General features: G+C 69.2%; 23 protein-coding genes. 12 read left to right on the top strand and 11 right to left on the bottom strand.

Annotated features, from left to right (window positions below):
• Window positions 1–10 precede the first annotated feature (10 nt).
• The gene (locus MKL09_RS27950) at window positions 11–952 is read left to right on the top strand and encodes a class I SAM-dependent methyltransferase (RefSeq protein WP_244025230.1); all 942 of its coding nucleotides are present in this window, start codon (window positions 11–13) and stop codon (window positions 950–952) included.
• On the opposite strand, the gene MKL09_RS27955 is transcribed toward MKL09_RS27950, so the two are convergent.
• The 5 genes from MKL09_RS27955 to MKL09_RS27975 form a co-directional block, all read right to left on the bottom strand.
• A complete protein-coding gene (locus MKL09_RS27955) occupies window positions 928–1608 on the bottom strand; it encodes a GntR family transcriptional regulator (protein ID WP_244025231.1) in 681 nt (226 codons plus the stop codon). The genes MKL09_RS27950 and MKL09_RS27955 overlap by 25 nt on opposite strands.
• Before the next feature lie 60 nt (window positions 1609–1668).
• Window positions 1669–4569, bottom strand: coding sequence for an FAD-binding and (Fe-S)-binding domain-containing protein (locus tag MKL09_RS27960; RefSeq protein ID WP_244025232.1), 2901 nt, complete (start codon window positions 4567–4569; stop codon window positions 1669–1671).
• Window positions 4570–4769: 200 nt separating this feature from the next.
• On the bottom strand, window positions 4770–5504 hold the full coding sequence (locus MKL09_RS27965) for an SDR family oxidoreductase (RefSeq protein WP_244025233.1): 735 nt from the start codon (window positions 5502–5504) through the stop codon (window positions 4770–4772).
• A gap of 90 nt (window positions 5505–5594) precedes the next feature.
• On the bottom strand, window positions 5595–6362 hold the full coding sequence (locus MKL09_RS27970) for an SDR family oxidoreductase (RefSeq protein WP_244025234.1): 768 nt from the start codon (window positions 6360–6362) through the stop codon (window positions 5595–5597).
• Between the two features lie 74 nt (window positions 6363–6436).
• The gene (locus MKL09_RS27975; protein ID WP_244025235.1) at window positions 6437–7138 is read right to left on the bottom strand and encodes a GntR family transcriptional regulator; all 702 of its coding nucleotides are present in this window, start codon (window positions 7136–7138) and stop codon (window positions 6437–6439) included.
• Between the two features lie 352 nt (window positions 7139–7490).
• Between MKL09_RS27975 and MKL09_RS27980 the strand changes: the two genes are divergently transcribed.
• From MKL09_RS27980 to MKL09_RS27995, 4 genes are all read left to right on the top strand, one after another.
• The gene (locus MKL09_RS27980; protein ID WP_244025236.1) at window positions 7491–8414 is read left to right on the top strand and encodes a 3-hydroxyacyl-CoA dehydrogenase; all 924 of its coding nucleotides are present in this window, start codon (window positions 7491–7493) and stop codon (window positions 8412–8414) included.
• A gap of 2 nt (window positions 8415–8416) precedes the next feature.
• Window positions 8417–9346 carry a 3-keto-5-aminohexanoate cleavage protein gene (locus MKL09_RS27985; RefSeq protein ID WP_244025237.1) on the top strand — a complete coding sequence of 310 codons (930 nt, stop codon included), beginning with the start codon at window positions 8417–8419 and terminating at the stop codon, window positions 9344–9346.
• 69 nt (window positions 9347–9415) lie between these two features.
• Window positions 9416–9646: an antitoxin gene (locus tag MKL09_RS27990; RefSeq protein WP_244025238.1), complete on the top strand. Its 231-nt coding sequence runs from the start codon at window positions 9416–9418 to the stop codon at window positions 9644–9646.
• The gene (locus MKL09_RS27995) at window positions 9643–10080 is read left to right on the top strand and encodes a type II toxin-antitoxin system VapC family toxin (RefSeq protein WP_244025239.1); all 438 of its coding nucleotides are present in this window, start codon (window positions 9643–9645) and stop codon (window positions 10078–10080) included. The genes MKL09_RS27990 and MKL09_RS27995 overlap by 4 nt, the downstream gene beginning before the upstream one ends.
• A 16-nt stretch (window positions 10081–10096) precedes the next feature.
• On the opposite strand, the gene MKL09_RS28000 is transcribed toward MKL09_RS27995, so the two are convergent.
• Genes MKL09_RS28000 through MKL09_RS28010 form a run of 3 tightly spaced genes read right to left on the bottom strand, consistent with a single transcriptional unit; the run spans window position 10097 to window position 13022 of the window.
• Window positions 10097–10411: a DUF167 domain-containing protein gene (locus tag MKL09_RS28000; protein ID WP_244025240.1), complete on the bottom strand. Its 315-nt coding sequence runs from the start codon at window positions 10409–10411 to the stop codon at window positions 10097–10099.
• Window positions 10412–10422: 11 nt separating this feature from the next.
• Window positions 10423–11793 (bottom strand): FAD-binding oxidoreductase, encoded by a 1371-nt coding sequence (locus tag MKL09_RS28005; RefSeq protein ID WP_244025241.1) that lies wholly within the window; start codon window positions 11791–11793, stop codon window positions 10423–10425.
• Between the two features lie 35 nt (window positions 11794–11828).
• Window positions 11829–13022, bottom strand: coding sequence for a fumarylacetoacetate hydrolase family protein (locus MKL09_RS28010; protein WP_244025242.1), 1194 nt, complete (start codon window positions 13020–13022; stop codon window positions 11829–11831).
• Between the two features lie 310 nt (window positions 13023–13332).
• Between MKL09_RS28010 and MKL09_RS28015 the strand changes: the two genes are divergently transcribed.
• The 7 genes from MKL09_RS28015 to MKL09_RS28045 all read left to right on the top strand — a co-directional run bounded on the left by MKL09_RS28015 (window position 13333) and on the right by MKL09_RS28045 (window position 20949).
• A complete protein-coding gene (locus MKL09_RS28015; RefSeq protein ID WP_244025243.1) occupies window positions 13333–14394 on the top strand; it encodes an ABC transporter ATP-binding protein in 1062 nt (353 codons plus the stop codon).
• Between the two features lie 33 nt (window positions 14395–14427).
• Window positions 14428–15738 (top strand): ABC transporter substrate-binding protein, encoded by a 1311-nt coding sequence (locus MKL09_RS28020; RefSeq protein WP_244025244.1) that lies wholly within the window; start codon window positions 14428–14430, stop codon window positions 15736–15738.
• 39 nt (window positions 15739–15777) lie between these two features.
• Entirely contained in the window at window positions 15778–16734 is a 957-nt protein-coding gene (locus MKL09_RS28025) for a carbohydrate ABC transporter permease (RefSeq protein ID WP_244025245.1), read from the top strand.
• A gap of 47 nt (window positions 16735–16781) precedes the next feature.
• Entirely contained in the window at window positions 16782–17669 is an 888-nt protein-coding gene (locus MKL09_RS28030; RefSeq protein WP_244025473.1) for a carbohydrate ABC transporter permease, read from the top strand.
• A gap of 120 nt (window positions 17670–17789) precedes the next feature.
• Entirely contained in the window at window positions 17790–19409 is a 1620-nt protein-coding gene (locus MKL09_RS28035; protein ID WP_244025246.1) for a dihydroxyacetone kinase subunit DhaK, read from the top strand.
• Window positions 19406–20008, top strand: a complete 603-nt coding sequence (locus MKL09_RS28040; RefSeq protein ID WP_244025247.1) for an NADPH-dependent FMN reductase — start codon at window positions 19406–19408, stop codon at window positions 20006–20008. The genes MKL09_RS28035 and MKL09_RS28040 overlap by 4 nt, the downstream gene beginning before the upstream one ends.
• On the top strand, window positions 19993–20949 hold the full coding sequence (locus MKL09_RS28045) for a D-2-hydroxyacid dehydrogenase family protein (RefSeq protein ID WP_244025248.1): 957 nt from the start codon (window positions 19993–19995) through the stop codon (window positions 20947–20949). The genes MKL09_RS28040 and MKL09_RS28045 overlap by 16 nt, the downstream gene beginning before the upstream one ends.
• 2 nt (window positions 20950–20951) lie before the next feature.
• Here MKL09_RS28045 and MKL09_RS28050 read toward each other — a convergent pair whose 3' ends face one another.
• Genes MKL09_RS28050 through MKL09_RS28060 form a run of 3 tightly spaced genes read right to left on the bottom strand, consistent with a single transcriptional unit; the run spans window position 20952 to window position 24561 of the window.
• On the bottom strand, window positions 20952–22055 hold the full coding sequence (locus MKL09_RS28050) for an ABC transporter permease (protein ID WP_409567000.1): 1104 nt from the start codon (window positions 22053–22055) through the stop codon (window positions 20952–20954).
• Window positions 22052–22975, bottom strand: a complete 924-nt coding sequence (locus MKL09_RS28055; RefSeq protein WP_244025249.1) for an ABC transporter permease — start codon at window positions 22973–22975, stop codon at window positions 22052–22054. Before MKL09_RS28055 ends, MKL09_RS28050 begins: the two co-directional genes overlap by 4 nt.
• The gene (locus MKL09_RS28060) at window positions 22972–24561 is read right to left on the bottom strand and encodes a peptide ABC transporter substrate-binding protein (RefSeq protein ID WP_244025250.1); all 1590 of its coding nucleotides are present in this window, start codon (window positions 24559–24561) and stop codon (window positions 22972–22974) included. The genes MKL09_RS28055 and MKL09_RS28060 overlap by 4 nt, the downstream gene beginning before the upstream one ends.

Genomic DNA, 24561 nt, shown 5'->3' on the forward strand with positions numbered 1-24561 from the left:
GAGGACGGTCATGTTGAAGGACATCGTGCGAAACGCCGGGCGCCGCGCCGGAATCGACATCTTCCGGGCGAGCACCGAGCCGTTCCGCTGGAGCCATACGGTCCACGACTACCATCCGGTGGTGCCGTCCTCCCGCTGGATGCCCGGCAGTGCGCCGCACGGCCATCTCCGGGCGGTCCTCGCCCGTGAGACGGCCGCCTACGCCGCGTTCCTCGATGCGCTGGAGGCGCGGGCCGACCTGCTCCACAGCGTCCCGCATCTATCCGGCGTGATCGACCCGGTGACGCCGCACTGGAACAACACGTGGTTCACCGCGCTCGACGCCGCGGCGCTGATGACCAAGCTCGCCTGGAAGCGGCCGGCCCGCTACCTCGAGATCGGGTCCGGCTCCTCGACCTGCTTTGCCCGTTATACGATCGACGCACTGAAACTGCCGACGACAATCACCTCGATCGACCCGATGCCCCGCCGGGAGATCGACGCGATCTGCGACTGGACCCTCCGCAGTCCCCTCGAAAGCTGCGATCTCAAGATCTTCGAAGAGTTGCGCGCCGGGGACATCGTCTTCTTCGACGGATCACACCGGTCCTTCGCCAATTCCGACGTGACGGTGTTCTTCTTCGAAGTGATGCCGCGGCTCGCCGCGGGGGTGATCGTGCAGATCCACGATATCTTCATCCCGGACGACTACCCCGCCGCGTGGAACTGCCGGCTCTACAATGAGCAGTACCTGCTGGCCGCCATGCTGATGTGCGGTGCCCCGCCGTTCCGGGTGACCCTGCCGGTGACGTATCTCTGCCAGGATCCGGCCATGAGCGCCCGGGTCAAAGCCGTCTTCGCCGCCCGCCGGCCGGGGCCCGACATCCCGTTCCTCTACCCGAACGATTCCGGCACGCCGGGCGCCTCGTTCTGGTTCGAGATGACGGCTCAGCCGGCTTCCGCGACCCCGTAATTGGCTGCGATCACGGTCTTTTTCCCGCGGATATGCTCGCGCATCAGGGTGGCGAGGGCGGCGCCGTCCCGGGCGCGCAGCAGCACGAGCATCTGCTCATGTTCCGACACGGCCCGGGCCCACTGGTCCGGGGTCTGATGGGCCGAGTAGCGCGACCGCTGGATCCGGCCGGACAGGCTCTCGTAGATGTTGGCCAGGATGCCGTTGCGGCTTGCCGCCATGATGCCTTCGTGGATCCGGCGGTTGTGGCTGAAATACCCGGCTTCGTCGCCGCCCTTCCAGGCCGCCACCATTGCCTGGTGATCGACCTCGATCGCGTCGATCTCGGCCTCCGAGATCGTCCGGCAGGCGAGATCGCCGGCGGTGGCCTCGAGCCCGGCGATCACCTCCAGCATCTCCTCGAGCTCGGTCTCAGAGATGCTGGCGACGCGCGCGCCGCGGTTCGGGAGCAGTTCGAGCAAGCCCTCAGTGGCCAGGATCTTGATCGCTTCCCGGAGAGGCGTGCGCGAGATCCCGAAGCGTTCGGTCAACTCGCCTTCGTTGATGCGTGCCTTCGGCTCCATTTCTCCGGAGCGGATCAGTTCACGCATCCGGTCGGCCACCTCATCGTGGAGGTAACGACGGCTGATTCCGATGCCGGTGTCGATTTTGTTCATGAGCCGACGGTGCACGCGAGGTCGAAGCAACCTATCCTGCCTGTGTAGGTGCCCGACAATTCAGTGTCGAGGCGGGGGGCCTTGCACGAGCGCGTCATCGAGAACGCGGGCCATATGCTCAGCGCGGATGCCGAGGCCATCGTGGATCTGGTGACGGCAGCTCGTGCCGTCGGCCACGACCAGGTCGCCGGGGGCGGCCGCCCGCAAGGCCGGGAACAGGGACAACTCGGCCATGGCGAAGGACGTCTCGATCGTCTCGGCCCCGTAGCCGAAGGCGCCGGCCATGCCGCAGCAGCTCGACTCGATGACCCGCACGTCGAGGCCCGGCACCGTCCGCAGCACGGTCTCCACCGAGCCCATCACGCCGAACGATTTCTGGTGACAATGCCCGTGCAGGTGCGCGACCCGGCCGCCCTGGTCCGCCAGGGGAAGCGCGATCCGGCCCGCCGCGAGATCGCCGGCCAGCAATTCCTCGAACAGAACCGATTGCATGGCGAGCAGCGCGGCGTCTTCTCCAGGTAGTAATGCCGAAAACTCGTCGCGGAAGGTCAGCAGGCAGGACGGCTCGAGGCCGACCACCCGGGCGCCGGCCCGCACGAACGGCAGGAGCGTGTCGAGGGTCCGGCGCGCCTCGGCGCGGGCCCGGTCGGTCTGGCCCGAGGCCAGCCAGGTCCGGCCGCAGCAGAGGGGACGCCGCCCGCGTGTCGGGTAGACCCGGTGGATACGGTAGCCCGCGGCTAGCAACACCCGCTCGGCCGCCTCCAGGTTCTCCCGCTCGAAGGCGCGGTTGAACGTGTCGCCGAACAGGATCACGTCGCGGAAGTCCCCGGTCACGTCGGCCGGATGGGCCGCCTCGCCCGGCTCGCTCCAGGGGCGCCGCCAGCGCGGCAGCGACCGCTTGGCCGAGAACCCGACCATCCGCTCCGACAGGGCGGCCAGGGCCGGATGCCGGTCGCGCAGGTTGAGGAGCGGGGCGAGCTTGGCGGCGATGCCGGCGTAATGCGGCATCAGGCCGATCAGCCGGTCGCGCAGGGGCAGCCCGTGGCGGGCGTGGTAGTGGTGCAGGAACTCGACCTTCATCTTGGCCATGTCGACCCCCGTGGGGCATTCCCGCCGGCAGGCCTTGCACGAGACGCACAGGTCGAGGGTGCGCTTCATCGCCTTGCTGGTGAAGGCGTCCGGCCCGAGCTGGCCCGAGATCGCGAGCCGCAGGGTATTGGCGCGGCCGCGGGTGAGATGCTCCTCCTCCCGGGTCGCGCGGTAGGACGGGCACATCGCCCCGCCGGCGAGCTTCCGGCAGGTGCCGTTGTTGTTGCACATCTCGACGGCCGAGCCGAAGCCGCCCCAATCCGACCAGTCGAGGGCGGGCTTCAGCGGCTCGGTCACGGCGTAGCCGGGCTTGAACCGGAATAGGCTCCGGTCGTCCATGGTCAGCGGCCGGACGATCTTGCCGGGATTGAGCAGGTTCTCCGGGTCGAACGCGTCCTTCACGGTCTCGAAGGCGCGGGTCAGGACCGGGCCGAACAGCGGCGCGATGTATTCCGAGCGCGAGATGCCGTCGCCGTGCTCGCCGGAATACGATCCCTTGTAGCGACGGACCAACTCGGAGGTCTCCTCCGCGATGGCGCGCATCCGCTTCACGTCGCCGCCCTCCTTCATGTCCAGGATCGGGCGGACATGGAGGCAGCCTACGGAAGCATGGGCGTACCACGTGCCGCGGGTGCCGTGCTTGGTGAACACCTCGGTCACCGCATTGGTGTAGTCGGCGAGGTGCTCCAGCGGGACGGCGCAATCCTCGATGAACGAGACCGGCTTCGCATCGCCCTTCATCGACATCATGATGTTGAGGCAGGCCTCGCGCACCTCCCAGACCGAGCGCTGGCGGGCCGGCTCCAGAATCTCGACGACGGAGTTCGGAAAACCGTGATCGGCCATGCAGGCGTCGAGGCGCTTCAGGTCGCGCTTCAGGGCGGCGAGGTCGTCGCCGGCGAATTCCGCCAGCAGCAGGCAGTTCGGCTTGCCGCGGGTGATGTCGGCGAGCGTCGCCCGGAATAGCGGGATGTCGGCGCCGAGCACCAGCACGTTGTTGTCGACCAGCTCCACCGCCACGGGGTCGAGGGCGACGATGTGCTGCGTCGTCTCCATGGCGGCCCGGAACGATGGGAAATGGCAGACGCCCATCACCCGGTGCGCGGGCAGGCGCGACAGCTTGAGGGTCACCGAGGTGGTGGCGGCCAGGGTCCCTTCCGAGCCGACCAGCAGATGCGCGAGGTTCGGACGCGGCTCGATCAATGCGTCGAGGTTGTAGCCGCCCACGCGCCGCTGCACCTTCGGGTAGCGGGCTTCGATCTCGTCGCGATGGAGCAGGGCGAGGGCGCGCATGCGCTCGGCCAGCGCTTCCGCCTGAGCCGAGCCGGTGACGCCGGTGGTCGCGTTGCCGGTCAGGCCGAAGCCGAACGCCTCGCCGCCCGGAAGCATCGCGTCCAACGCCAGGACGTTGTCGCTCATCTTGCCGTAGCGCAGCGAGCGGGCGCCGCAGGAATTGTTGCCGGCCATGCCGCCGATGGTGCAGCGGGTCGCCGTCGATGGCTCGACCGGGAAGAACCAGCCGTCGGCCTTCACCCGGGTGTTCAGCCGCTCCAGCACGAGGCCGGGCTCGACCGTGATCGTGCCGGCCTCGGGATCGTAGGTGCGGATGCCGTTGAAGTGGCGCGCGCAATCGACCACCAGCCCCGAGCCGATCGGCTGGCCGTTCTGCGAGGTGCCGCCGCCGCGCAGGATCACCGGCGCCCCGTGATCGGCGGCGATCCGCAGCGTCGCCGCGATGTCCGCGGCCGAGCGCGGCAGGACCACGCCGGCCGGCATGATCTGGTAGATCGAGGCATCGGTGCTGTAGCGGCCGCGGGTGAACGCGTCGAACCGCGCCTCGCCCTGAAGCTGCTCCGCGAGCTTGCGGGCCATTCCGCCATCGTGACGCGCCGCCGCGCGCGGCGACACCGCACTCCGAGCCTTGGCTTGCGTCACGGCCGAACCCTCCCGAGGGCGCGTCCCCGCCCGTCGGGAGGATTGTATTCAAAATTCACGATCGGGAAAGCCGCGGTCGTGCCGCATCTGTTATGCAGAGGATCAATCGACGCCAGTTGGCCCCGTCGCGCCGACGGTTAGATCGTCATACCACCGTCGATCGAATAGCTCTGGCCGGTCACGAAAGCGGCCTCGTCGCTCGCCAGGAACACCACCAGCGGGGCGATTTCTTCGGCCTTGGCGAGCCGGCCCATCGGCTGGCGGGCGATGAACGCCTTGCGGGCCTCTACGGGATCCTCGAACGCATTGATCCGGTCGGCCAGCGACGGCGTGTCGACCGTGCCGGGGCAGACGCAATTGCAGCGGATCCCGCGGCCGACGTAATCTGCCGCCACCGACTTGGTCAGGCCGATCACCGCAGCCTTGGTCAGCCCGTAGACGAAGCGGTTCGGCAGGCCGCGCAGCGACCCGGCGACGCTCGCCATGTTGACGATGCTGCCGGCGCCGGTCTCCAGCATCCGGGGCAGCACCGCGCGGATCGTCCAGAACTGCGACCGGACATTGAGGTTCACCGCGAAGTCGAAATCCGCGTCGCTGGCGTCGAGCACCGTGCCGGCGTGGACGTAGCCGGCGCAGTTGAACAGCACGTCGATCCGGTCGAGGCCGCCGGCCACGGCCTCGATCTGCGCCCGGTCCAGCACGTCGAGGGGCGCCGTGGTGACGTTGGTCACGTCCTCGAAGGTTCGCAGCGCCTCCGCCCGGACATCGGTGGCCAGCACCCGCGCGCCTTCACGCGCCATCGCCAGGACACTCGCCCGGCCGATGCCCTGGCCGGCGGCGGTGACCAACGCTGTCTTGCCCGAAAGACGCATGCTCCGATCCTCCCCTTGGCGCGGTCGTCGTGCCGCTTCGGCTTCAGTCTGCCGCGATCCGCGCCGCGGCGTAAGCCGGGGCGCAGCGTTTCAGGACAGCATCCGGGTATCGCCGTCGATGGAGATCGCCTGGCCCGAGATCGTCCGGCCCCGGGGCGAGCAGAGCAGCAGGATCTGGTCGGCGAGCTGGCGGGCGGTGACGTAGTCCCTGACCGACACGAACGAGAAGGCCCGGGCCTCCATCTCGGCAAAGCTCGTGCCCTGCTGCTGCGCCTTGGCCTCCAGGACCCGGCGCTGCCGGTCGCCGGCGACCAAGCCGGGCAGGATCGCGTTCACCCGGATCCCGGACTCGCCCAGCTCGATCGCCAGGGACTTGGTGAAGCCGATCACGCCCCATTTCGCCGCCGCGTAGGGGCTGCGCAGGCCGAAGCCGAACTTGCCGGCGGCCGAGGACAGGTTGACGATCGAGCCGTTGCCGCTTGCGCGCAGGTGCGGAACGGCGAGCCGGGCGCAGTTGAACTGGCTGGTTAGGCAAACCGTCAGGCAGCGGTCCCATTCCTCCGGGGCGATCTCCTCGACCCGCCCGGTCGGCCCGGCGATGCCGGCATTGTTCACAAGAACGTCCAGGCCGCCGAGGTGATCGACCGCCTGATCCATCATGGCGGCGACCTGCTCCCGGTCTGCGACGTCGGTCCGGCTGCGTCCCACCGTGTCGGGGAGGGCGGCCAGGGCTTCCTGGTCGATGTCGCAGGCGAAGACCCGGGCGCCTTCGTCCAGGAACGCGTCGACGATACCGCGTCCGATGCCGGCCGCACCGGCGGTCACGAGGACGCGCAGGCCCGCGATTCCGAGATCCATGATCGTTCCTCCCGTCAAAGCATCGTGTCGAAGGCGTTTGCCGCCTTTCGGACGAAGACGATGCGCACCAAAACCTACCCGTCCCGCAAACCCCCGCGGGACAGGATGAAGTCCGTCGCCTCGCGGATATCGGCGGCCAGGGCTGCGGCGGCGACCGGGCCGTCCCGCGCCTCGATCGCCGCCAGCGCCTCGGCGTGCCGCCGCAGGGCGTAACCGTGGCGCAACCGCTCCGGATGGGCGCGCAGGTCGAGGTTGATGACCGGCCCCGCCTTCAGCCACAGTCGGGCGATGATCTCCTGGAGCGGCGCCAGCCCGCAAGCCGCATAGATCGCGAAGTGCAGGTCGCGGTTGAGCCGGACAGCCCGAGCGCTGTCCGGCTGCGCGGAGGCTGCTTCCGCCCGGAACGCCGCCTCGGCCCGCCGGATCGCAGTGAGCTCCGATTCGCTCCGGCGCTCGGCAGCCCGGGCGGCGGCCATTCCCTCGATCGCCATGCGGGTCTCGGCGAGCGCCCGGAAATCCTGCGCGGTCATGACCGGCACCCGGATCGCCCGGGTGGGTGCCACTTCGAGGACGCCGTCGGCCACGAGCCGGCTCACCGCCTCGCGCACCGGCATCACCGAGACGCCGAGCGCCGCCGCGCTCTGGCGCAGGGACAGCCGGTCGCCCGGCGTCAGCCGCCCGGAAGCGAGGAGGTCAGCCAGGGCCTCGTAGGCGGTGTCGGCGAGGGTGCGCCGCTTCAGCTGGGGCAGTTCGGCCAGGACCGAGATGGAACTCATGTGCCGACACTAGACGAATGTAGCACTATCGCGCTAGTGATCTGTGATCACAGCTCCGCAGAGAGCTGGCAGAACCGGCCCAACGGGACGGGCAGGAGGAAACGCTTGGACGTCGGGCGATGAAAGATCGGTTCGAGACGTCAGTCCGTCGCCGGAGCGTCCTGCGGGCCGTTACGGACGACCCGCGAACGGCCTGCGACCGTCCACGCCGAAAGCGTGCGAAGAGCCCGGCGGACCACGCTTTCGCCCTCCCGGACCGCATCGTCACGTCGGAGCGCGACAACCTCCCACGGACCGGCGAAACGCGCCGTCCGCGTGAGGATCAGGCTCAACGGCGAAAGGGTTTGTCGCTATGACCGACAGCGTCGCGATCATCGGTTCCGGCCTGATCGGCCGGGCCTGGGCGATGATCTTCGCCCGCGCCGGCTGGGACGTGCGCCTATTCGATGCCGCGGGCGGCGTCGCGAAGGCGGCGATCCCCCTCTGCGCCGAGGGCCTTCGGACACTCGCGGAGCACGGGCTCTGCCCCGATCCCGAGGCGGCGTCCGGCCGTATCCGCGCTCCCCAAAACCTCGCGGCCTGCCTCGACGGCGTCGGCTTCGTCCAGGAGAACGGGCCGGAACGGCTCGACGTGAAGCAGGCCCTGTTTGCCGAGCTCGACGCGCTGGCGCCGCCGGACGCGATCATCGCCTCGTCGTCCTCGGCGATCCGCTGCTCGCTGTTCACGGAAAGCCTGCCCGGTCGCGGGCGCTGCCTGATCGGCCATCCGGTCAACCCGCCGCACCTGATCCCGCTGGTGGAGATCTCGGGCGCGCCGTGGACCGACGCGGCTTTCCTGGAGCGTGCCCGAGCGACCTACGAAGCCATCGGGCAGGTGCCGATCACCGTCCTGAAGGAGATCGACGGCTTCATCCTCAATCGGCTCCAGGGCGCGCTGCTGGCGGAGGCGTTCCGTCTCGCCTCGGAGGGCTACGTGACGCCTCAGGATCTCGACAAGACCGTCGCGGACGGGCTCGGTCTGCGCTGGAGCTTCATGGGGCCGTTCGAGACGATCGAGCTGAACGCCCCCGGCGGCATCGCCGATTACTGCGCGCGCTACACCGGCTTCTACAAGAGCCTCGCGGCCGATCCGGCTCCGCCCGCTGTCTACGAGGCGCCGGCCACCGAGGCGATCCTGGCGCAATGGCGGGCGCCCGCGGATCTCCCCGCCCGCATGCGCCGCCGGGATGCCCGGCTCGCTTCCCTGCGGGCCCACAAGCTTTCACAGAAGGACTGAGCATGGCCCCCCAGCGGAAAGTCATTATCACCTGCGCCGTCACCGGCGCGATCCACACGCCGAGCATGTCGCCGCATCTGCCGGTGACGCCGGAAGAGATCGCCGACGCCGCCATCGGCGCCGCCGAGGCCGGCGCGGCGATCATCCACCTGCACGCCCGCAACCCCGAGACCGGGCAGCCCGACCAGTCGCCGGAGGCGTTCGCCAAATTCCTGCCGGTGATCAAGCAGCGCTCGGGCTGCGTGGTGAACCTCACCACCGGCGGCGCGCCGACCATGTCGATCGAGGAGCGTGTGCGCCCGGCCGCGACCTTCCAGCCGGAGGTCGCCTCGCTCAACCTCGGCTCGATGAATTTCGGCCTGTTCGGCATGCTCGACCGCTTCAAGGACCTGAAGCACCAGTGGGAGCGCGACTATCTCGGCAACAAGGACATCATCTTCCGCAACTCGTTCGGCCAGATCGAGCACATCCTGACCACCTGCGCGCCGAACGGGACCAAGTTCGAGTTCGAGTGCTACGACACCGCCCATCTCTACAATCTCAAGTACTTCTTCGATCGCGGACTGGTGAAGGCGCCGCTGTTCATCCAGACGGTGTTCGGCCTGCAGGGCGGCATCGGCGCCCATCCCGACGACGTGATGCACATGAAGCGCACCGCCGACCGGCTGTTCGGCGATCAGTACCAATGGTCGGTGCTGGGCGCCGGCCGCAACCAGATGAATATCGCCGCCATGGCGGCCGCCATGGGCGGCAATGTCCGCGTCGGCCTGGAGGACAGCCTGTGGGACGGCCCCGGCAAGCTCGCCGAGACCAACGCGGCGCAGGTCCGCCGCGTCCGCGCGATCATCGAAGGCCTGGGCCTCGCCATCGCGTCCCCCGACGAGGCGCGGGAGATGCTGGCGCTGAAGGGCGGGGACAAGGTCGGGTTCTGAGGACGGTCCACCCTTGCTTGTGCGATCGCCGACGTGGGCATATGTTAAGCTATATGCCGGGAGGTGAGCATGGAGCGCATCGCCAAGGTCTTCAGGAATAATCGCAGCCAGGCCGTTCGAATTCCGAAGGAATTCGAATTGCCTGGCGACGAAGTGTCGGTCTCTCGACAACCCGATGGCAGCCTGATCCTTCGACCACGGCTTCGCCTCGAGGCTCTTATCGCGTCGCTGGAGCCGCTTCCGCCGGAAGACCGATTGGACGAGATCTTAGATCTCGAGGCCGAAGACGTCGTCCTTTGAGCGGCGTCGTGCGCTATCTCCTCGATACCAACATTCTGTCGGATCTCATCAATCGCGGGCGGAACGGTCCGGTCGCCGCCATGCTCGAAGGGCGCACAGCCAACGTGTGCACGAGCATCGTGGCGGCCGCTGAGATCCGGTACGGCGTCGCGCGAAAAGGGTCTCCGTCTCTGGCAGGCCGGGCCGAAACGGTGCTCGGAACGATTCCGATTGCTCCTCTGGCAGCGCCGGCCGATCGCTATTACGGCGATATCCGCGCGCTCCTCACAAAGCGGGGCACACCGATCGGGCCGAACGACCTCCTGATCGCTGCCCAATGCCTCGCCTTAAATCTCTGTCTTGTCAGCGCGAACCTGAGTGAGTTCCGCCGCGTTCCAGGACTGGAAATCGAGAATTGGCTCGATCCACACGCCGTCGACAACGGCGTGCATTGATGTCGCCGGCAAGCGCCTATCCCGGCACCCCAAAGACTTTGGCAACGGCCCCATCATCCACGCCGGTGATCTCCAGGCGCTTCACCCGGCCCTGATGGCCGGCGACGATCTGAACGGCGCCGGCCGCGATCCTGAGAGACCCGGCGATCAGCCGTTCGAGCGCCGTGTTGGCGGCGCCATCGACCGGCGGGGCGGCCACGCGCACCTTGAGACACGGGGCGCCATCCGCGTCGCGGATCCAGCCTTCCACGGCGTCGCGACCGCCGCGCGGGGTCAGCCGGACGGTGAGCCGCAGCGGCTTGATCGCTGGCTCCGTAGGAGTTCGTGTCACCGGTCGCGCCTTCAGAAAATCTTGCCCGGGTTCAGTCGGTTGTCCGGATCGAGCGCGCGCTTGATCAGACGCATGGCGCCGATCTCCTCCGGCGAGCGCGACAGGGGCAGCTTGCCGCGCTTCTCCAGACCGATGCCGTGCTCGGCCGAGACTGAGCCGTTCAGCTCGGCGAGCGGCGCGTAGATCGCGGCGTCGATGGCCGCATTGCCGGCGGCGTCGAGGCGGGTGGTGTTCCAGTGCAGGTTGTTGTCGCCGATATGGCCGTACACCACCGCGCGGCAGTCCGGGACCGCCGCCAGGCGTTCCAGCGCGCCCCGGACATAGCCGTCCATCTTCGAGAGCGGCACGCTGACGTCGAAGGCGCGCTCGATCCCGTCGGCGTTCAGGTGCTCGACCCGGTCGCGGATGCGCCACATCCCCCGCCGCTGCTCCTCCGAGGAGGCCACCGCCGCGTCGAGGATCGTGCCCTCGCCCATCAGGCCTTCCAGCAGGCCGAGGAACCGGTCGGATTCCTCCGGCACGCACTCGACCTCGATGATGGCGTAGAACGGATAATCGTAGCCCAGCGGCGCCGTAGCCCGGCCGGGAGCGGTCATCAGCTTATAAAAATCCGGCCACAGGCCCTCGAAGGACGAGACGCGCCCCTGGAACGCGCTCTGGGCCGCGCGCAGCACCCGGGCGCCGTCATCGACTCCCGGGCAGGCGATCAGCGCGGTGGCGTAGCCGGCCGGCTCCGGGCGCAGGCGCAGGACCGCGCGCGTGACGATCCCGAGCGTCCCCTCGGTGCCGATGAAGACCTGCTTCAGGTCGAGCCCGGTGTTGTTCTTGATCAGGGGCCGCATGGACGACACCACCGTGCCGTCGGCCAGAACCGCCTCCAGGCCCAGCACCATCTCGCGCATCATGCCGTAGCGCAGCACCCGCAGGCCGCCGGCATTGGTCGAGATCGCGCCGCCGATCGTGGCCGAGCCGCGGGCGCCGAGATCGAGGGGAAAGAACAGGCCGTTCTCCGTGGCCGCGTTCTGCACGCTCTCGAGGGTGGCGCCGGTGCCGACCACCACGGTCATGCCCAGCGGATCGACCGGCTCGATACCGGTCATCCGCTCGGTGGACAGGGTGATCTCGTCCGGTGTGCACAGGGTGCCGTCGACCAGGCCGGTGGCGCCGCCGCGCGGGACCACCGCGACCCCGGCTTCGTGGCAGGCGGCCATCACGGCGCTGGTCTCGGCGGTGCTGCGCGGCCGGACCAGGGCGAGCGCGGCGCAGGGCTCGGTCGGCCGGGTCCAGTTCGCCGAGCGGCCGCGCAACTCCTCGCCGGTGACGAGGCCGGACGGCCCGACGATGGCGGAGAGACGCGCAAGGATGGATCCGGCTTCTGTCATCGGCTTGTTCCGGGGAGCTTCGACGCGAGCCTCTGTCACAGAATCCCGCGCGCCGCGAGGTTGCGCATCAGCGCGCGGGCGCCGAACGTCCAGGGCTCACAGGCGTCGCAGGGGCGCATGCGGTTGACCAGGCGGCCGAGCTCCGGGCTCGCCACGACGACGCGGTCGTTCTCGGCATGGGTGAAGCCGAGGCCCGGCCCGTGCCGGTCCTGGATCGGCGCGAACATCGTGCCGAGCAGCAGGATCGCGCCATCGGGATACTCGTGCGTGCGGCCCATCAGGGCCGCGACCAGCTCTTCCGGATCACGGCTGATCTCGGCGAGCGGGGAAGTACCCTCCATCCGGAACCCGTCGGTGCCGGTCACTTCAAGGGTCACGGTGGTGCGGCGCACGTCGTCGAGGCTGAACGTGTCGTCGAAAAGGCGCAGGAACGGCCCCAGGGCGCAGGAGGCGTTGTTGTCCTTGGCCTTGCCGAGGAGCAGCGCCGACCGGCCCTCGAAGTCGCGCAGGTTCACGTCGTTGGCGAGCGTCGCACCCACGATTGTCTGTCTGGACGAGACGGCCAGGGCCACCTCGGGCTCGGGGTTGTTCCAGTGCGAATCCGGGTGCAGCCCGGCGTCGGCGCCGCAGCCGACGGCCGAGAGCGGCTGCGCCTTGGTGAAGATCTCGGCGTCCGGCCCGATCCCGACTTCGAGGTACTGGCTCCAGGCGCCCTGGGCGACCAACACTTCTTTCAACGCCATCGCCTCGGGCGAGCCGGGTTTCAGCCGGTGCAGGTCGCGGCCGACCAAGCGCTCGACCTCGGCGCGGATCGCCGAAGCCGCGGCGAGATCGCCCCGCGCCCGCTCCTCGATGACCCGCTCCAGCATCGAAGTCGCGAAGGTGACGCCCGCGGCCTTCAGCGCCTGGAGATCCACCGGGGCGAGCAGCCACGGAAGCCCGGGATCGCGACTGTCCGGCGGGGTATTGGCCACGATCGCGTCGAGGCTGCCGAGATCCGCGCCCTCGGCGGCGCGCAGGGCGGTGGCGGGGTCCGGCGCCTCGCACAGGTCGCTGACGGTGGCGAACCGAGCCGTGACGTCGACGACCCGCAGCTCGCCATCCGAACCGGCCCGGATCGCCACCACGCTCGGTCCATCGACATCCGGGCGCCACACACGCCCGACCAGGGCACCGCGAGCGGAATCGTCGGGGAGGATCTCGCGGGCATTCAGACCGGATAATGCCATGCTGTCGTCTTCCCTCAGGGTTTTCGGCCTGGCCACGGCGTTGGCCTGACCCATCCCGGATGGCGCGTCGCCAGCGGGCCGATATGACCCCGCCTTAGCATCCGCGACCGATTCGGGCGCCGGCAGGATGTTTCACGCCGGCTGCCCCGTCACTCGTCCCCGTGCAGTCACTAAAATTCCACAGGGAAGGCCCTGACAGAAGCCAGATATGATTCAAAATTCAGGTGCGGCCAGCTTGCTTTCCGACATGCGCTCACTTGTACTGCCGCCACAGGAGTTGCCGTCAGAGCGACCCTGATCGGGAGGAAGCATGGCCTCGGTGGGAATCCGCGAGGTTCGCAAGGCTTTCGGGTCGACGAACGTCCTGCACGGTGTGTCCGTGGACATCCGGGACGGTGAGTTCGTGATCCTGGTTGGACCTTCGGGCTGCGGAAAATCGACCTTGCTGCGGATGATTGCCGGATTGGAGAATATCTCCGGCGGCGAGATCCGTATTGGTGAGCGGATCGTCAACGATGTCCCGCCCAAGGAGCGGGACATCGCGATGGTGTTCCAGAATTACGCGCTCTATCCGCATCTCACAGTGCGCGAGAACATGGCGTTCTCCATGCGGATCCGGAAGGCAGGGTCGGCCGAGATCGATACGCGGGTCAGCAAAGCCGCGCAGATCCTCGGCCTGACGCATCTCCTCGACCGCTACCCGCGCCAGCTCTCGGGTGGGCAGCGCCAGCGCGTCGCCATGGGGCGGGCGATCGTGCGCGACCCCCAGGTCTTCCTGTTCGACGAACCGCTGTCGAACCTCGACGCCAAGCTGCGCGTGGCGATGCGCACCGAGATCAAGGAACTGCACCAGCGCCTGAAGACCACGACCATCTACGTCACCCATGACCAGATCGAGGCCATGACCATGGCCGACCGGATCGTGGTGATGCATGACGGCGTGGTCGAGCAGATCGGGCCGCCGCTGGAACTCTACGACCGGCCCGACAACCTGTTCGTGGCCGGCTTCATCGGGTCCCCGGCGATGAACTTCGTCAGCGGCACGGTCCGGCGGAACGGCCATCTGGTCTTCGCCGCCGATACGGGGCTGATCATTCCGCTGACCCAGGCACCGGCGGGCGTCGAGGGTCGGAAGCTGGTCCTCGGGATGCGGCCGGAGCATTTCGACCTGGCGCCGGACGGGATCGCCGCCGCGGTCGTGGTCGTCGAGCCGACCGGCTCCGAGACCATGCTGGCGGTGCGCGCTCAGGGCCAGGACTTCACCTGCGTGCTGCGCGAGCGCGTCAGTGAGGGGCCGGGCGAGACCGTCCACCTGCGGCCGAACCGCGTGCACTTCTTCGATGCCGAGACGGGCCGGCGCCTGCCGACCTGACCACACCCGATCCATCCAGGGAGTGACGCCACGATGCCCAAACTCGACCGCCGTTCCCTCCTGGCGGGTGCCGCCGCGACCGGTCTCGCCGCCGGCGCCGACCTCCTCGGCTTCGCCCGGGCCTGGGCGCAGACCGCCGAGTGGAAGCCGGAGCCCGGCGCCAGCCTGTCCATCCTGCGCTGGAAGCGCTTCATTCCCAGCGAGGACGAGGCGTTCCTGCGGATGGTGGACGCCTTCACCAAGGCGACCGGCGTCAAGGTCTCGGTGACCAACGAATCCTTCGACGACATCCAGCCCAAGGCGTCCGTCGCCGCCAATACCGGCCAGGGACCCGACATGGTCTGGGGCCTGTTCTCGTTCCCGGCCCTGTTCCCGGACAAGTGCCTGCCGCTCGAGGACGTGGCCGAGTCGTTGGCCAAGAAATACGGCCCGTGGTTCCCGTCGGCGGAGGCCTACGGCAAGGTCAAGGGCAAGTGGATCGCGATTCCCGTGGGCTTCAACGGCGGCTATCCGAACTACCGCATCTCGGCGATGCAGAGGGCCGGGTTCAGCAAGTTCCCGGAGGATACCGCCGGCCTCCTCGAACTGTGCCGGGCGCTCAAGAAGAACAACACCCCGGCGGGCTTCGCCCTCGGGCACGCCACCGGCGACGCCAACACCTGGTGTCACTGGGCGCTCTGGTCCCATGGCGCCAATCTGGTCGATGCCAACGAAAAGATCGTGATCAACTCGCCGGAGACCGCCAAGGCGCTGGAATACGTCAAGGCGATGTACGAGACCTTCGTGCCGGGCACCGTGTCCTGGAACGATTCCTCCAACAACAAGGCGTTCCTGGCGGGCGACCTGTATCTGACGCACAACGGCATCTCGATCTACGCCGCCGCCAAGAAGGACAACCCGAAGCTCGCCGAAGACATGGACCACGCGGTCTGGCCGATCGGTCCCGCCGGCAAGCCGACGGAGTTCCAGCTCGCCTTCCCGATCCTGGCGTTCAAGTACTCGAAGGCGCCCAATGCCTGTAAGGCGTTCATCGCCTTCATGATGGAGGCGTCGAACTACGGTCCGTGGATCGAGGGCGCGCAGGGTTACCTGTGCGAGCCGCTGTCGAACTACCCCAAGAACCCGATCTGGACGAGCGACCCGAAGAACGCGGTCTTCGCCGAGGCGGGACGGCGGTCGCTCGCGGCCGGCGGCCAGGCGCCGGTGAGCGAGCGCATCGCCGCGGTGCTCGCCGATTTCGTGGTGGTCGACATGTTCGCCAGCCACTGCACCGGCCGGGAGGACGTGAAGACCGCGATCCGCAATGCCGAGCGCGCCGCCCAGCGCATCTTCCGCAACACCTGACGCGGCGACGCATCCCGGCCCCGTTCCCGAGGCGAACCCATGGCGCACACGGCCCTGACACAGCCTGCCCCGCTCGCGGTCCCGACCCGCTCCGGTTGGCAGCGCCTGCGCGGCAGCCGCGGCTGGGCGGGCTTCTGGTTCATGCTGCCGACCGCGCTGATCCTCGGCCTGTTCCTGGCCTATCCGCTGCTCAAGGGGATCTGGCTGTCGTTCACCAACACCCGGATCGGCCGGGACGGCACGTTCATCGGCCTGGAGAACTACGCCTGGCTCTGGGACGACGACGTGTTCTGGCTCTCGGTGTTCAACACCTGCCTCTACACGGCTGTGGCCTCGGTGGTGAAGTTCGCGGTCGGCCTCTACCTGGCCCTGCTGCTCAACAAGAACATGCCGTTCAAGTCGATCGTCCGGTCGATCGTGCTGATCCCGTTCGTCGTGCCGACGGTCCTCTCGGCGATCGCGTTCTGGTGGATCTTCGACAGCCAGTTCTCGATCATCTCGTGGTCGCTGCGCCATCTCGGGATCATCGACGGCAACATCGACTTCCTCGGCGAGCCCAGCATGGCGCGGGCCTGCGTGATCTTCGCCAATATCTGGCGCGGGGTGCCGTTCATCGCGATCACGCTGCTGGCCGGGCTGCAGACGGTCTCGCCCTCGCTCTACGAGGCCGCGACGCTCGACGGCGCCTCGAACTGGCAGATTTTCTCGCGCATCACCCTGCCGTTGCTGACGCCGATCATCGCCGTGGTGATGACCTTCTCGGTGCTGTTCACCTTCACCGACTTCCAGCTGATCTGGGCGATGACCCGGGGCGGCCCGGTCAACGCCACGCACCTGATGGCGACCCTGTCGTATCAGCGCGGCATCCTCTCCGGGACGCTGGGGGAGGGCGCGGCGATCGCCACCGCGATGGTGCCGTTCCTGCTCGCCGCGATCGGCATCTCGTGGTTCGGCCTCCAGCGCCGGGCCTGGCAATCCGGGGGAACCGACCGATGAGCGCGCCCGCTCCGCCCGCCCATGCCGACCCGCGCCTCGCGCCGATCATGGCCGCCCGCCCCGCCGGGCTCACCGACGACAGCGAGGGGATGGCCTACCTAGAGCGCCTGCCGCGGCGGCTCGTGACCACTTACCTGCCGCTCCTGACCATCCTCGCGGTGCTGCTGTTCCCGTTCTACTGGATGGCTCTGACGGCGATCAAACCGGACGAGCAGCTGATCGACATGGAGCACTACAACCCGTTCTGGGTTGTGCAGCCGACGCTCAAGCACATCAACAAACTGCTGTTCGAGACGCAGTATCCGCGCTGGCTCTGGAACACGATGTACGTGTCGGTTGCCGCCACGGCGCTATCGCTATTCGCCAGCGTGCTGGCCGCCTATGCCTGCGTGCGCGTCCGCTTCAACGGCGCGGGCTGGGTCGGCGCGGCGATCTTCCTCGCCTACCTGGTGCCGCCCTCGATCCTGTTCATCCCGCTGGCCACGATCATCCAGGCCTACGGCCTGTTCGATTCGCCGATCGCCCTGATCCTGGCCTATCCGACCATCCTGATCCCGTTCTCGACCTGGCTCCTGATGGGCTACTTCAAGACGATCCCCTACGAGCTGGAGGAATGCGCGCTCATGGACGGCGCCAGCCGCTGGCAGATCCTGACCAAGATCATCCTGCCGCTCGCGTTCCCGGGCCTGATCTCGGCCGGGATTTTTTCCCTGACGCTGTGCTGGAACGAGTTCATCTACGCGCTGACCTTCCTGTCCTCGACGCAGAACAAGACCGTGCCGATCGCGGTGGTGAGCGAGTTCGTCGACGGCGACGTCTACAAGTGGGGCTCGCTCATGGCCGGCGCGCTGCTCGGCTCCCTGCCGCTGGTGATCCTCTACTCGTTCTTCGTGGAATATTACGTCTCCGCGCTCACCGGCGCCGTGAAGGAGTAGGCCGCGACGCCGGGGAAACCGGCCCCCGGCCGTTGCGCCGGCGGCCACGATTGCTCAGACAGTCCGCTGTAACGGCGCGCAGGGAGACCCCTGCGGACCGCGATCGCAGAAGGTCACGCCATGGCCCATTTCATCGAGACCCGCGCGACCCTGGTCACCGACGCCATCGAGGGCCTCCTGGCCGCCAGCGGCGGCCGCCTCGCGCGGCTCGACGGCGATCCCGGGATCCGCGTCGTGCTGCGGGCCGAGATCGATACCGGCAAGGTCGCGGTGATCTCCGGCGGCGGCTCCGGCCACGAGCCGGCCCATGCCGGCTTCGTCGGGCCGGGTATGCTCAGCGCGGCGGTGTGCGGCGATGTCTTTGCCTCGCCCAGCGTCGATGCGGTGCTGGCCGGGATCCTGGCGGTGACCGGACCGGCGGGATGCCTGCTGATCATCAAGAACTACGCAGGCGACCGCCTGAATTTCGGTCTCGCCGCCGAGCGCGCCCGGGCGCTGGGCAAGACGGTCGAGACCGTGATCGTGGCCGACGACATCGCTCTGCCGGACGCGAAGCAGCCCCGGGGCGTGGCCGGCACCCTGTTCGTGCACAAGGTCGCCGGCCATGCCGCGGAGGCCGGCGCGCCGCTGGAGCGAGTCGCGGCGCTGGCCCGCCGGGTTGCCGCGTCGGCCCAGTCGCTCGGCATCGCGGTCTCGACCGCCACGATTCCCGGCTCGCCGCGCAGCGAGCGCCTCGCCGAGGGACAAGCCGAACTCGGCCTCGGCATCCACGGCGAGCCGGGGGCCGAGCGGATCACCCTGCCGAAGGCGAGCGATCTGGCTCGCCTCATGACCGAACGGTTTTCGGCGACCGGGCCGCTGGCGCTGCTGGTCAACAATCTCGGTTCGGCGACCGCCCTGGAGATGCAGGTCCTGACCCAGGCCGTCCTGGCGACGGAGCTGGGGCAGCGGGTGCGCCTGCTCCTCGGCCCGGCACCGCTGATGACGGCGCTCGACATGCACGGCGCGTCGCTGTCGATCCTGCCGCTGGACGACGACCTCGAAGCGGCGCTCCTGGCGCCGGTGCCATTGCCGGCCTGGCCCGGCGCGGTGCGGATCGCGCCGCCGGTCCTGCGCCCGATCCCGGAGGGGCTCGCGGGCGAGGCCTTCACGCCGTCGCGCGATCCCGTGGCGGCCGCCCGGATCGCTGCCGTGACGGGCGCCCTCATTGCCGCCGAGGGCGCGCTCAATGCCCTCGACGCCAAGGTCGGCGACGGCGACACCGGCACGACCTTCGCGGGCGCGGCCCGGGCGGTCGAGGCGGATCTCGACCGGCTGCCGCAGGCCGACCCGGCCGCCCTGTGCCGCGCGCTGGCCGAGCGGATCGGCCGCGCGGTCGGCGGTTCGAGCGGCGTGCTGGCCTCGATCTTCTTCGCCGCCACCGCGACATCGCTGGCCGACGGCGCCTCATGGCCGGACGCCCTGGCCCAGGGCGTGGCCCGGGTGCGGGACTACGGCGGCGCCGGGCCCGGGGACCGCACCCTGCTTGATGCGCTGATCCCGGCGCTCGACGCCCTGAAATCCGGCGGCCTCGACGCCGCTTCCGCCGCCGCCCGCGCGGGCGCCGCCGCCACCGCCCGCATGGACCACGCCGCCACCGGCCGATCGAGTTACCTCGCGGCGGCGGATCTCGCCGGCGTGGAGGATCCGGGGGCCGCCGGGGTCGCGGCGGCGTTCGAGGCGCTGGCGGCGGCCCGTTGACGGTCGAGGGTGGAGATGAAGTCTGGACTGCGTCGGACGCTCAGAGGCATGTCAGGCTTCTCGGGCTGTCCGGAAGCACGCGCCAAGCTTCGACGAACACCGCGCTCTTACGCGCTTTGCAAGCCGTAGCTCCGGATCGAATCTGCCTCGATGTCTATGATCGTATCGGAAGCCTCCCCGTCTTTTCGCCGGATCTCGAAGGCGCGGCGACACCCCCTGCTGTGCAGGAGTTCGTGCGAAGCGTTCACGGCTGCGATGGGCTGATCGTTTCGAGCCCCGAATATATCCGGTCCATCCCCGGTGGGCTGAAGAACGCGATCGATTGGCTCGTCTCGACACATCACGTGATCGATAAGCCGATCGCGCTCGTCCACGCCTCCCATAGGGGCGATGAGATGCTGCAGGTCTTGCGCACTGTGCTCGCGACGATGAGTACGAATTTCAAACCCGAGATCTTCTTCCGCCTGTCTCTCCTCGACCAGACGCCGGACGGCATCGCACAGATCGTCGGTGCACCACCCAATCGCTTGGCGGCAGAGACATTTCTTGAGACGTTCGCCACCTTCTGCCGGGAGCGTGCGCCGTGCAAACCTGCCTGATCCTCGACGATTACCAGGACGCTGCGCTCGGCCTCGCCGACTGGACGCGTCTGTCCGATCGCGTCGCCGTCTCGACGGTCAACGACCACATCGCGGATCGAGACGCGCTGGTCGCCCGGATCGAGCAGGCCGAGATCCTCGTCATCATGCGCGAGCGCACGCCCTTCCCGGCAGCCCTGCTAGAGCGGTTGCCCCGGCTGAAACTGCTGGTCACCAGCGGCATGCGCAACCTCGCAATCGACGTGGCGGCGGCGCGGACGCGCGGCATCACGGTCTGCGGCACGGATTCCAGCCCGACGCCGCCGACCGAGCTGACCTGGGCGCTGATCCTGGGCCTCGCCCGCCATCTCACGGTTGAGAACCAGAACTTGCGCGACAGCGGCCCGTGGCAGAGCACGGTTGGGACCGATCTCGCCGGAGCGACGCTGGGCGTGCTCGGGCTCGGCAAGATCGGCACGCGGGTGGCCGCGATCGGCCGGACCTTCGGCATGCGGGTGATCGCCTGGAGCCCGAACCTCGACGATGCCCGAGCCGCGGCGGCCGGTGTCGAGCGTGCCGAGTCCAAGGAGGCGCTGCTGGCGGCGAGCGACGTCGTCACCATCCACCTCGTCCTCGGCGACCGGACGCGGGGACTTCTCGGCGAGGCGGAGCTGCGCCGGATGCGGCCGAGCGCCATCCTGGTGAACACCTCGCGCGCGCCGATCGTCGATCAGGCCGCCCTGGTCCGGGCCCTGGAGGAGCGCTGGATCGCGGGGGCGGGGCTCGACGTGTTCGAGACCGAGCCGCTGCCCGACGACAGCCCGTTTAGACACCTGCCGAATGTTCTGGCGCTGCCGCATGTCGGCTACGTCACGCTCAACAATTACCGGACGTTCTTCACCCAGGCGGTGGAGGATATCGAGGCGTGGCTCGCCGGTGCGCCGATCCGGCAACTGAGCTGAAGCTAGTCGGCCCTGGGATCGACGGCATCAGCCAGGCCGTCGCCGAGCAGCGTCAGGGCGACCAGCGTGGTGATCAGGAACGCGGCCGGGCCAGCCAGCATGTGCGGCGCCGATTCGATCGCCCGGGCGCCTTCGGCGATCAGGACGCCCCAGCTCGTGTCCGGCTCCTGCACGCCGAGCCCGAGGAACGACAGGAAACTCTCCAGCAGGATCACGCGCGGCACCAGCAGGGTCGCGGCCACCGCCACCGGCCCAAAGGTGTTCGGCACGATGTGGCGGAGAATGATGCGGGGCGTCCCGAGCCCGAGGGCGCGGGCGGCGCGGACGAAATCGCGCTCGCGTAGCGACAGGGTCTGCGCGCGGACGATCCGGGCCATGTCGAGCCATTCCACCGCGCCGATCACCACCAGCATCAGCGTCAGGCTCGCCTTGAAGAACACCAGCAGCAGGATGACGAAGAACACGAACGGCAGGGCATAGAGCACGTCGACCAGCCGCATCATCACGGCATCGACGGCGCCGCCGATGAAGCCCGCCGTTGCGCCGTAGCCGACGCCGATGAGCAGGGCGACCAGGGTGGCGGTGAGCCCGATCAGCAGCGAGACCCGTCCGGCGACTAGGCAGCGGCTGAGCAGGTCGCGGCCATGCACGTCGGTGCCGAGCGGGAAATGCAGGCGCCGGAGCGGCACCGCCACGACCAAGCGCTTCCCGCCTTCCGGATCGGCGAGCACGTTCGGCTCGCCGAACAGGTTGGAGCGCGGCAGGTAGACGAGGCTGCGCCGGTCGATCCCGGCCTCGGAGCTCAGCGTCAGGCGCAGCGTATCGCCGTCCCGGGCCACGTCGTCGAGGCGGGCGCGGATGCGGAAGGCGAGGCGTTCCAGCGCGGGCCGCAGGTGGTCGGGATCGGGCTGCGCTGCCAGGCCGGCCGGGAGCTGGCGCAGGTCCGGATAGGCGCGCGTCGGATCGTGTCCGGTCAGCGCCGGCCCTACCAGGCAGGCGAAGGCGATCAGGATCAGCACGGTGAGCGAGGCCATCGCCACCCGTTCGCGGGCAAGACGGCCGAGGGTGCGGGCGGCCGGGCCGGCCCTGGCGCGGGCGGCGCTCACGCGGCGCTCCGCAGGCGCGGGTCGAGCCAGGCGCAGGCGAGGTCGGCGATCAGGTTGAGGGCGATCACCAGGGCCGCCACCAGCAGGACGGTGCCCATCACCAGCGTGTAGTCGCGGTTGAGCGCCCCCTCGACGAAATAGCGGCCGATCCCGGGCAGGCCGAAGATGGTCTCGACAACCACGGAGCCGGTGAGCAGGGCGGCTGCCAGCGGCGCCAGATAGGCCACCACCGGCAGGAGCGCGCCGCGCAGGGCGTGCCGGGTGATGCGGGACGGCGGCAGGCCGAGGCTGCGCATGGTCCGCACCGGCTGGGTGCGCAGGACTTCGCCGAGCGAGGCGCGGGTCAGCCGGGCCAGGGCGCCGACCTGCGGCAGCGCCAGGGTCACCACCGGCAGGATCAGGTGGCTCGGGGCGCCGCCCTCCCAACCGCTCAAGGGGAGCCAGCGGAGGCTCAACCCGAACACGATCTGCAGGAGCGGCGCGACGACGAAGCTCGGCAGCGACAGGGTCAGCGCCGCCCCGAGGCCGAGCATCCGGTCGAGGGCGCCGCCGCGCCGGAGCGCCGCCACGGTCCCGAGCCCGATCCCTAAGCCGGCCGCCAGCGTCAGGGCCAGGGCGCCGAGCGTCGCCGAGACCGGCAGTCCCCGGGCGATCAGGTCGAGGACACTCATGTCGCGGAACGAGAAGGACGGGCCGAGATCGCCCCGCGCCAGGGCCGCCAGGTAGCGGCCGAACTGCACGATCAGCGGCTGGTCGAGGCCGTAGACCCGGCGCAGGTTCTCCATGGCGGTGGGCGCCAGGGGACGCTCCAGGTCGAACGGGCCGCCGGGGGCGAGCCGCATCAGGAAGAAGCTGACGGCTACGACCGCGAACAGGGTCGGCACCGACTGCGCGAGGCGGCGCAGGATGAAGCGGATCACGCGTCGAGCCTCAGGAAGCGGGTCGGCGTGGCGTTGCGGACGTTCGGCGTGTAGCCGTGCAGCCGCGGCGCGATCAGCGCCTTCGAGCGGTAATGCATCAGCGGGATCCAGGGCAGCTCGCGCAGCGCGATGGTCTCGGCGTCGTAGAGCAGGTCGGCGCGGCGGCCGAGGTCGCGCTCAGAGGCGGCTTTGGCCAGGAGCGCGTCATAGGCCGCGTCAGACCAGCGGCCGGCGTTCAATCCATCGTTGCCGCTCTGGAGCAGAAACAAGAAATTCTGCGGGTCGGAATAGTCGGCGATCCAGGCGTAGCGGGCGACATCGAAGGCGCCGCCGTCGCGCAGATAGGCGAAATGCGTCTTGGCGTCGGTGTAGACGAACCGGGTCTCGATCCCGAGATCGCGCCACATCTCGGCGACCGCCACCGCGTTGTTGCGGTTGTTGTCGCTGACGTTGAACCGGTATTCCACGGTGAGCGGCCGGCCCGGGCCGAACCCCGCCTCGGCCAGCAGGCGGCGCGCCTCCGCCTCGTGGTCGATCGGCAGGCCCTGCCGGCCTTCCGTCTCGGGGGGCGTGCGATAGTTGTCGATGCCCGGCGGGCACAGGGAATAGGCCGGGCTCATGGTGCCGCCGTAGAGCCCGTCGGCCAGGTATTCGCGGTCGATCAGCAGGGACAGGGCTTGGCGGACCCGCCGATCCGAGAACGGCGCCTTGCGGGTGTCGACCATCAGGGCTTCGAGGCCGAGCGAGGGTCCGAGAACCACCTGCGTGCCGAAGCGGCGGCGCAGGTCGACGATCTGGTCGACCGGGAGCTGGGACAGCGAGTCGAGTTCCCCGGCGGCGTAGCGGCGCACCGCCGCCGACAGGTCCGAGATCGGCAGGAAGGCGACGCGCCGGATCGGGATCGGGCCGGCGTCGGGATGGTGCGGATTGACCTCCAGGGTGATCGCGCCGCCCGGCACCCGATCGATCAGCCGATAGGGGCCGTTGGTCACGAAGTTGCCCGGGCGGGTGAAGGAGTCGCCGTAGCGCTCCACCGAGGCCCGGTGCACCGGCAGGGCGGTCTGGTGGGTCAGGAGTTCGAGGAAGTAGGGCGTCGGCTGTTCGAGGGTGATTGTGAACGCGAGCGGACCTTCCGCGGTGACCCCGAGGGCATCGCCGGCGCTCTCGCCGCGGTTGAAAGCCGCCGCGCCGCGAATCGGAGACAGGATCTCGGCGTATTTCGCGCCCGTGGCCGGGGCGAGCATGCGGCGGAACGCGTAGACGAAATCCTCCGCGGTCACCGGCTCGCCGTTCGACCATTTGCCGTCCGGGCGCAATGCGAAGCGGAAGGTCAGGCCGTCATCCGAGGCGGTCCAGGCGCGGGCGGCGCCCGGAATGATGGCCCCGTAATTGTCGTAAGTGAGGAGGCCGTCGAACAGGTCGCGCAGGATATGCGCCTCCGCCACCGAGGAGGAGCGGTGCGGATCGAGCGTCTCCGGGTCCGCATCGTTGCCGCGCCGGTAGAGCCCGGATTCGCCGGCGCGAGCTGGTCGCACGGCCGCGAGGGCGGCGGCGCCGGCCAGCCACGCGCGCCGGCGGATCGCCAT

Origin of the sequence: Methylobacterium sp. J-048, assembly GCF_022829515.1 — a bacterium.
Taxonomy (GTDB): domain Bacteria; phylum Pseudomonadota; class Alphaproteobacteria; order Rhizobiales; family Beijerinckiaceae; genus Methylobacterium.

Bases quoted from the DNA above. Each gene is read 5' to 3' on its own strand.
- MKL09_RS27955 (WP_244025231.1), bottom strand. From the start codon at position 1,608: ATGAACAAAATCGACACCGGCATCGGAATCAGCCGTCGTTACCTCCAC.
- MKL09_RS28060 (WP_244025250.1), bottom strand. From the start codon at position 24,561: ATGGCGATCCGCCGGCGCGCGTGGCTGGCCGGCGCCGCCGCCCTCGCG.
- MKL09_RS28020 (WP_244025244.1), top strand. From the start codon at position 14,428: ATGCCCAAACTCGACCGCCGTTCCCTCCTGGCGGGTGCCGCCGCGACC.
- MKL09_RS27950 (WP_244025230.1), top strand. From the start codon at position 11: ATGTTGAAGGACATCGTGCGAAACGCCGGGCGCCGCGCCGGAATCGAC.
- MKL09_RS27960 (WP_244025232.1), bottom strand. From the start codon at position 4,569: ATGGCCCGCAAGCTCGCGGAGCAGCTTCAGGGCGAGGCGCGGTTCGAC.
- MKL09_RS27970 (WP_244025234.1), bottom strand. From the start codon at position 6,362: ATGGATCTCGGAATCGCGGGCCTGCGCGTCCTCGTGACCGCCGGTGCG.
- MKL09_RS28005 (WP_244025241.1), bottom strand. From the start codon at position 11,793: ATGACAGAAGCCGGATCCATCCTTGCGCGTCTCTCCGCCATCGTCGGG.
- MKL09_RS28035 (WP_244025246.1), top strand. From the start codon at position 17,790: ATGGCCCATTTCATCGAGACCCGCGCGACCCTGGTCACCGACGCCATC.
- MKL09_RS27975 (WP_244025235.1), bottom strand. From the start codon at position 7,138: ATGAGTTCCATCTCGGTCCTGGCCGAACTGCCCCAGCTGAAGCGGCGC.
- MKL09_RS27965 (WP_244025233.1), bottom strand. From the start codon at position 5,504: ATGCGTCTTTCGGGCAAGACAGCGTTGGTCACCGCCGCCGGCCAGGGC.
- MKL09_RS28025 (WP_244025245.1), top strand. From the start codon at position 15,778: ATGGCGCACACGGCCCTGACACAGCCTGCCCCGCTCGCGGTCCCGACC.
- MKL09_RS27980 (WP_244025236.1), top strand. From the start codon at position 7,491: ATGACCGACAGCGTCGCGATCATCGGTTCCGGCCTGATCGGCCGGGCC.
- MKL09_RS28010 (WP_244025242.1), bottom strand. From the start codon at position 13,022: ATGGCATTATCCGGTCTGAATGCCCGCGAGATCCTCCCCGACGATTCC.
- MKL09_RS28015 (WP_244025243.1), top strand. From the start codon at position 13,333: ATGGCCTCGGTGGGAATCCGCGAGGTTCGCAAGGCTTTCGGGTCGACG.
- MKL09_RS28030 (WP_244025473.1), top strand. From the start codon at position 16,782: ATGGCCGCCCGCCCCGCCGGGCTCACCGACGACAGCGAGGGGATGGCC.
- MKL09_RS27985 (WP_244025237.1), top strand. From the start codon at position 8,417: ATGGCCCCCCAGCGGAAAGTCATTATCACCTGCGCCGTCACCGGCGCG.
- MKL09_RS27990 (WP_244025238.1), top strand. From the start codon at position 9,416: ATGGAGCGCATCGCCAAGGTCTTCAGGAATAATCGCAGCCAGGCCGTT.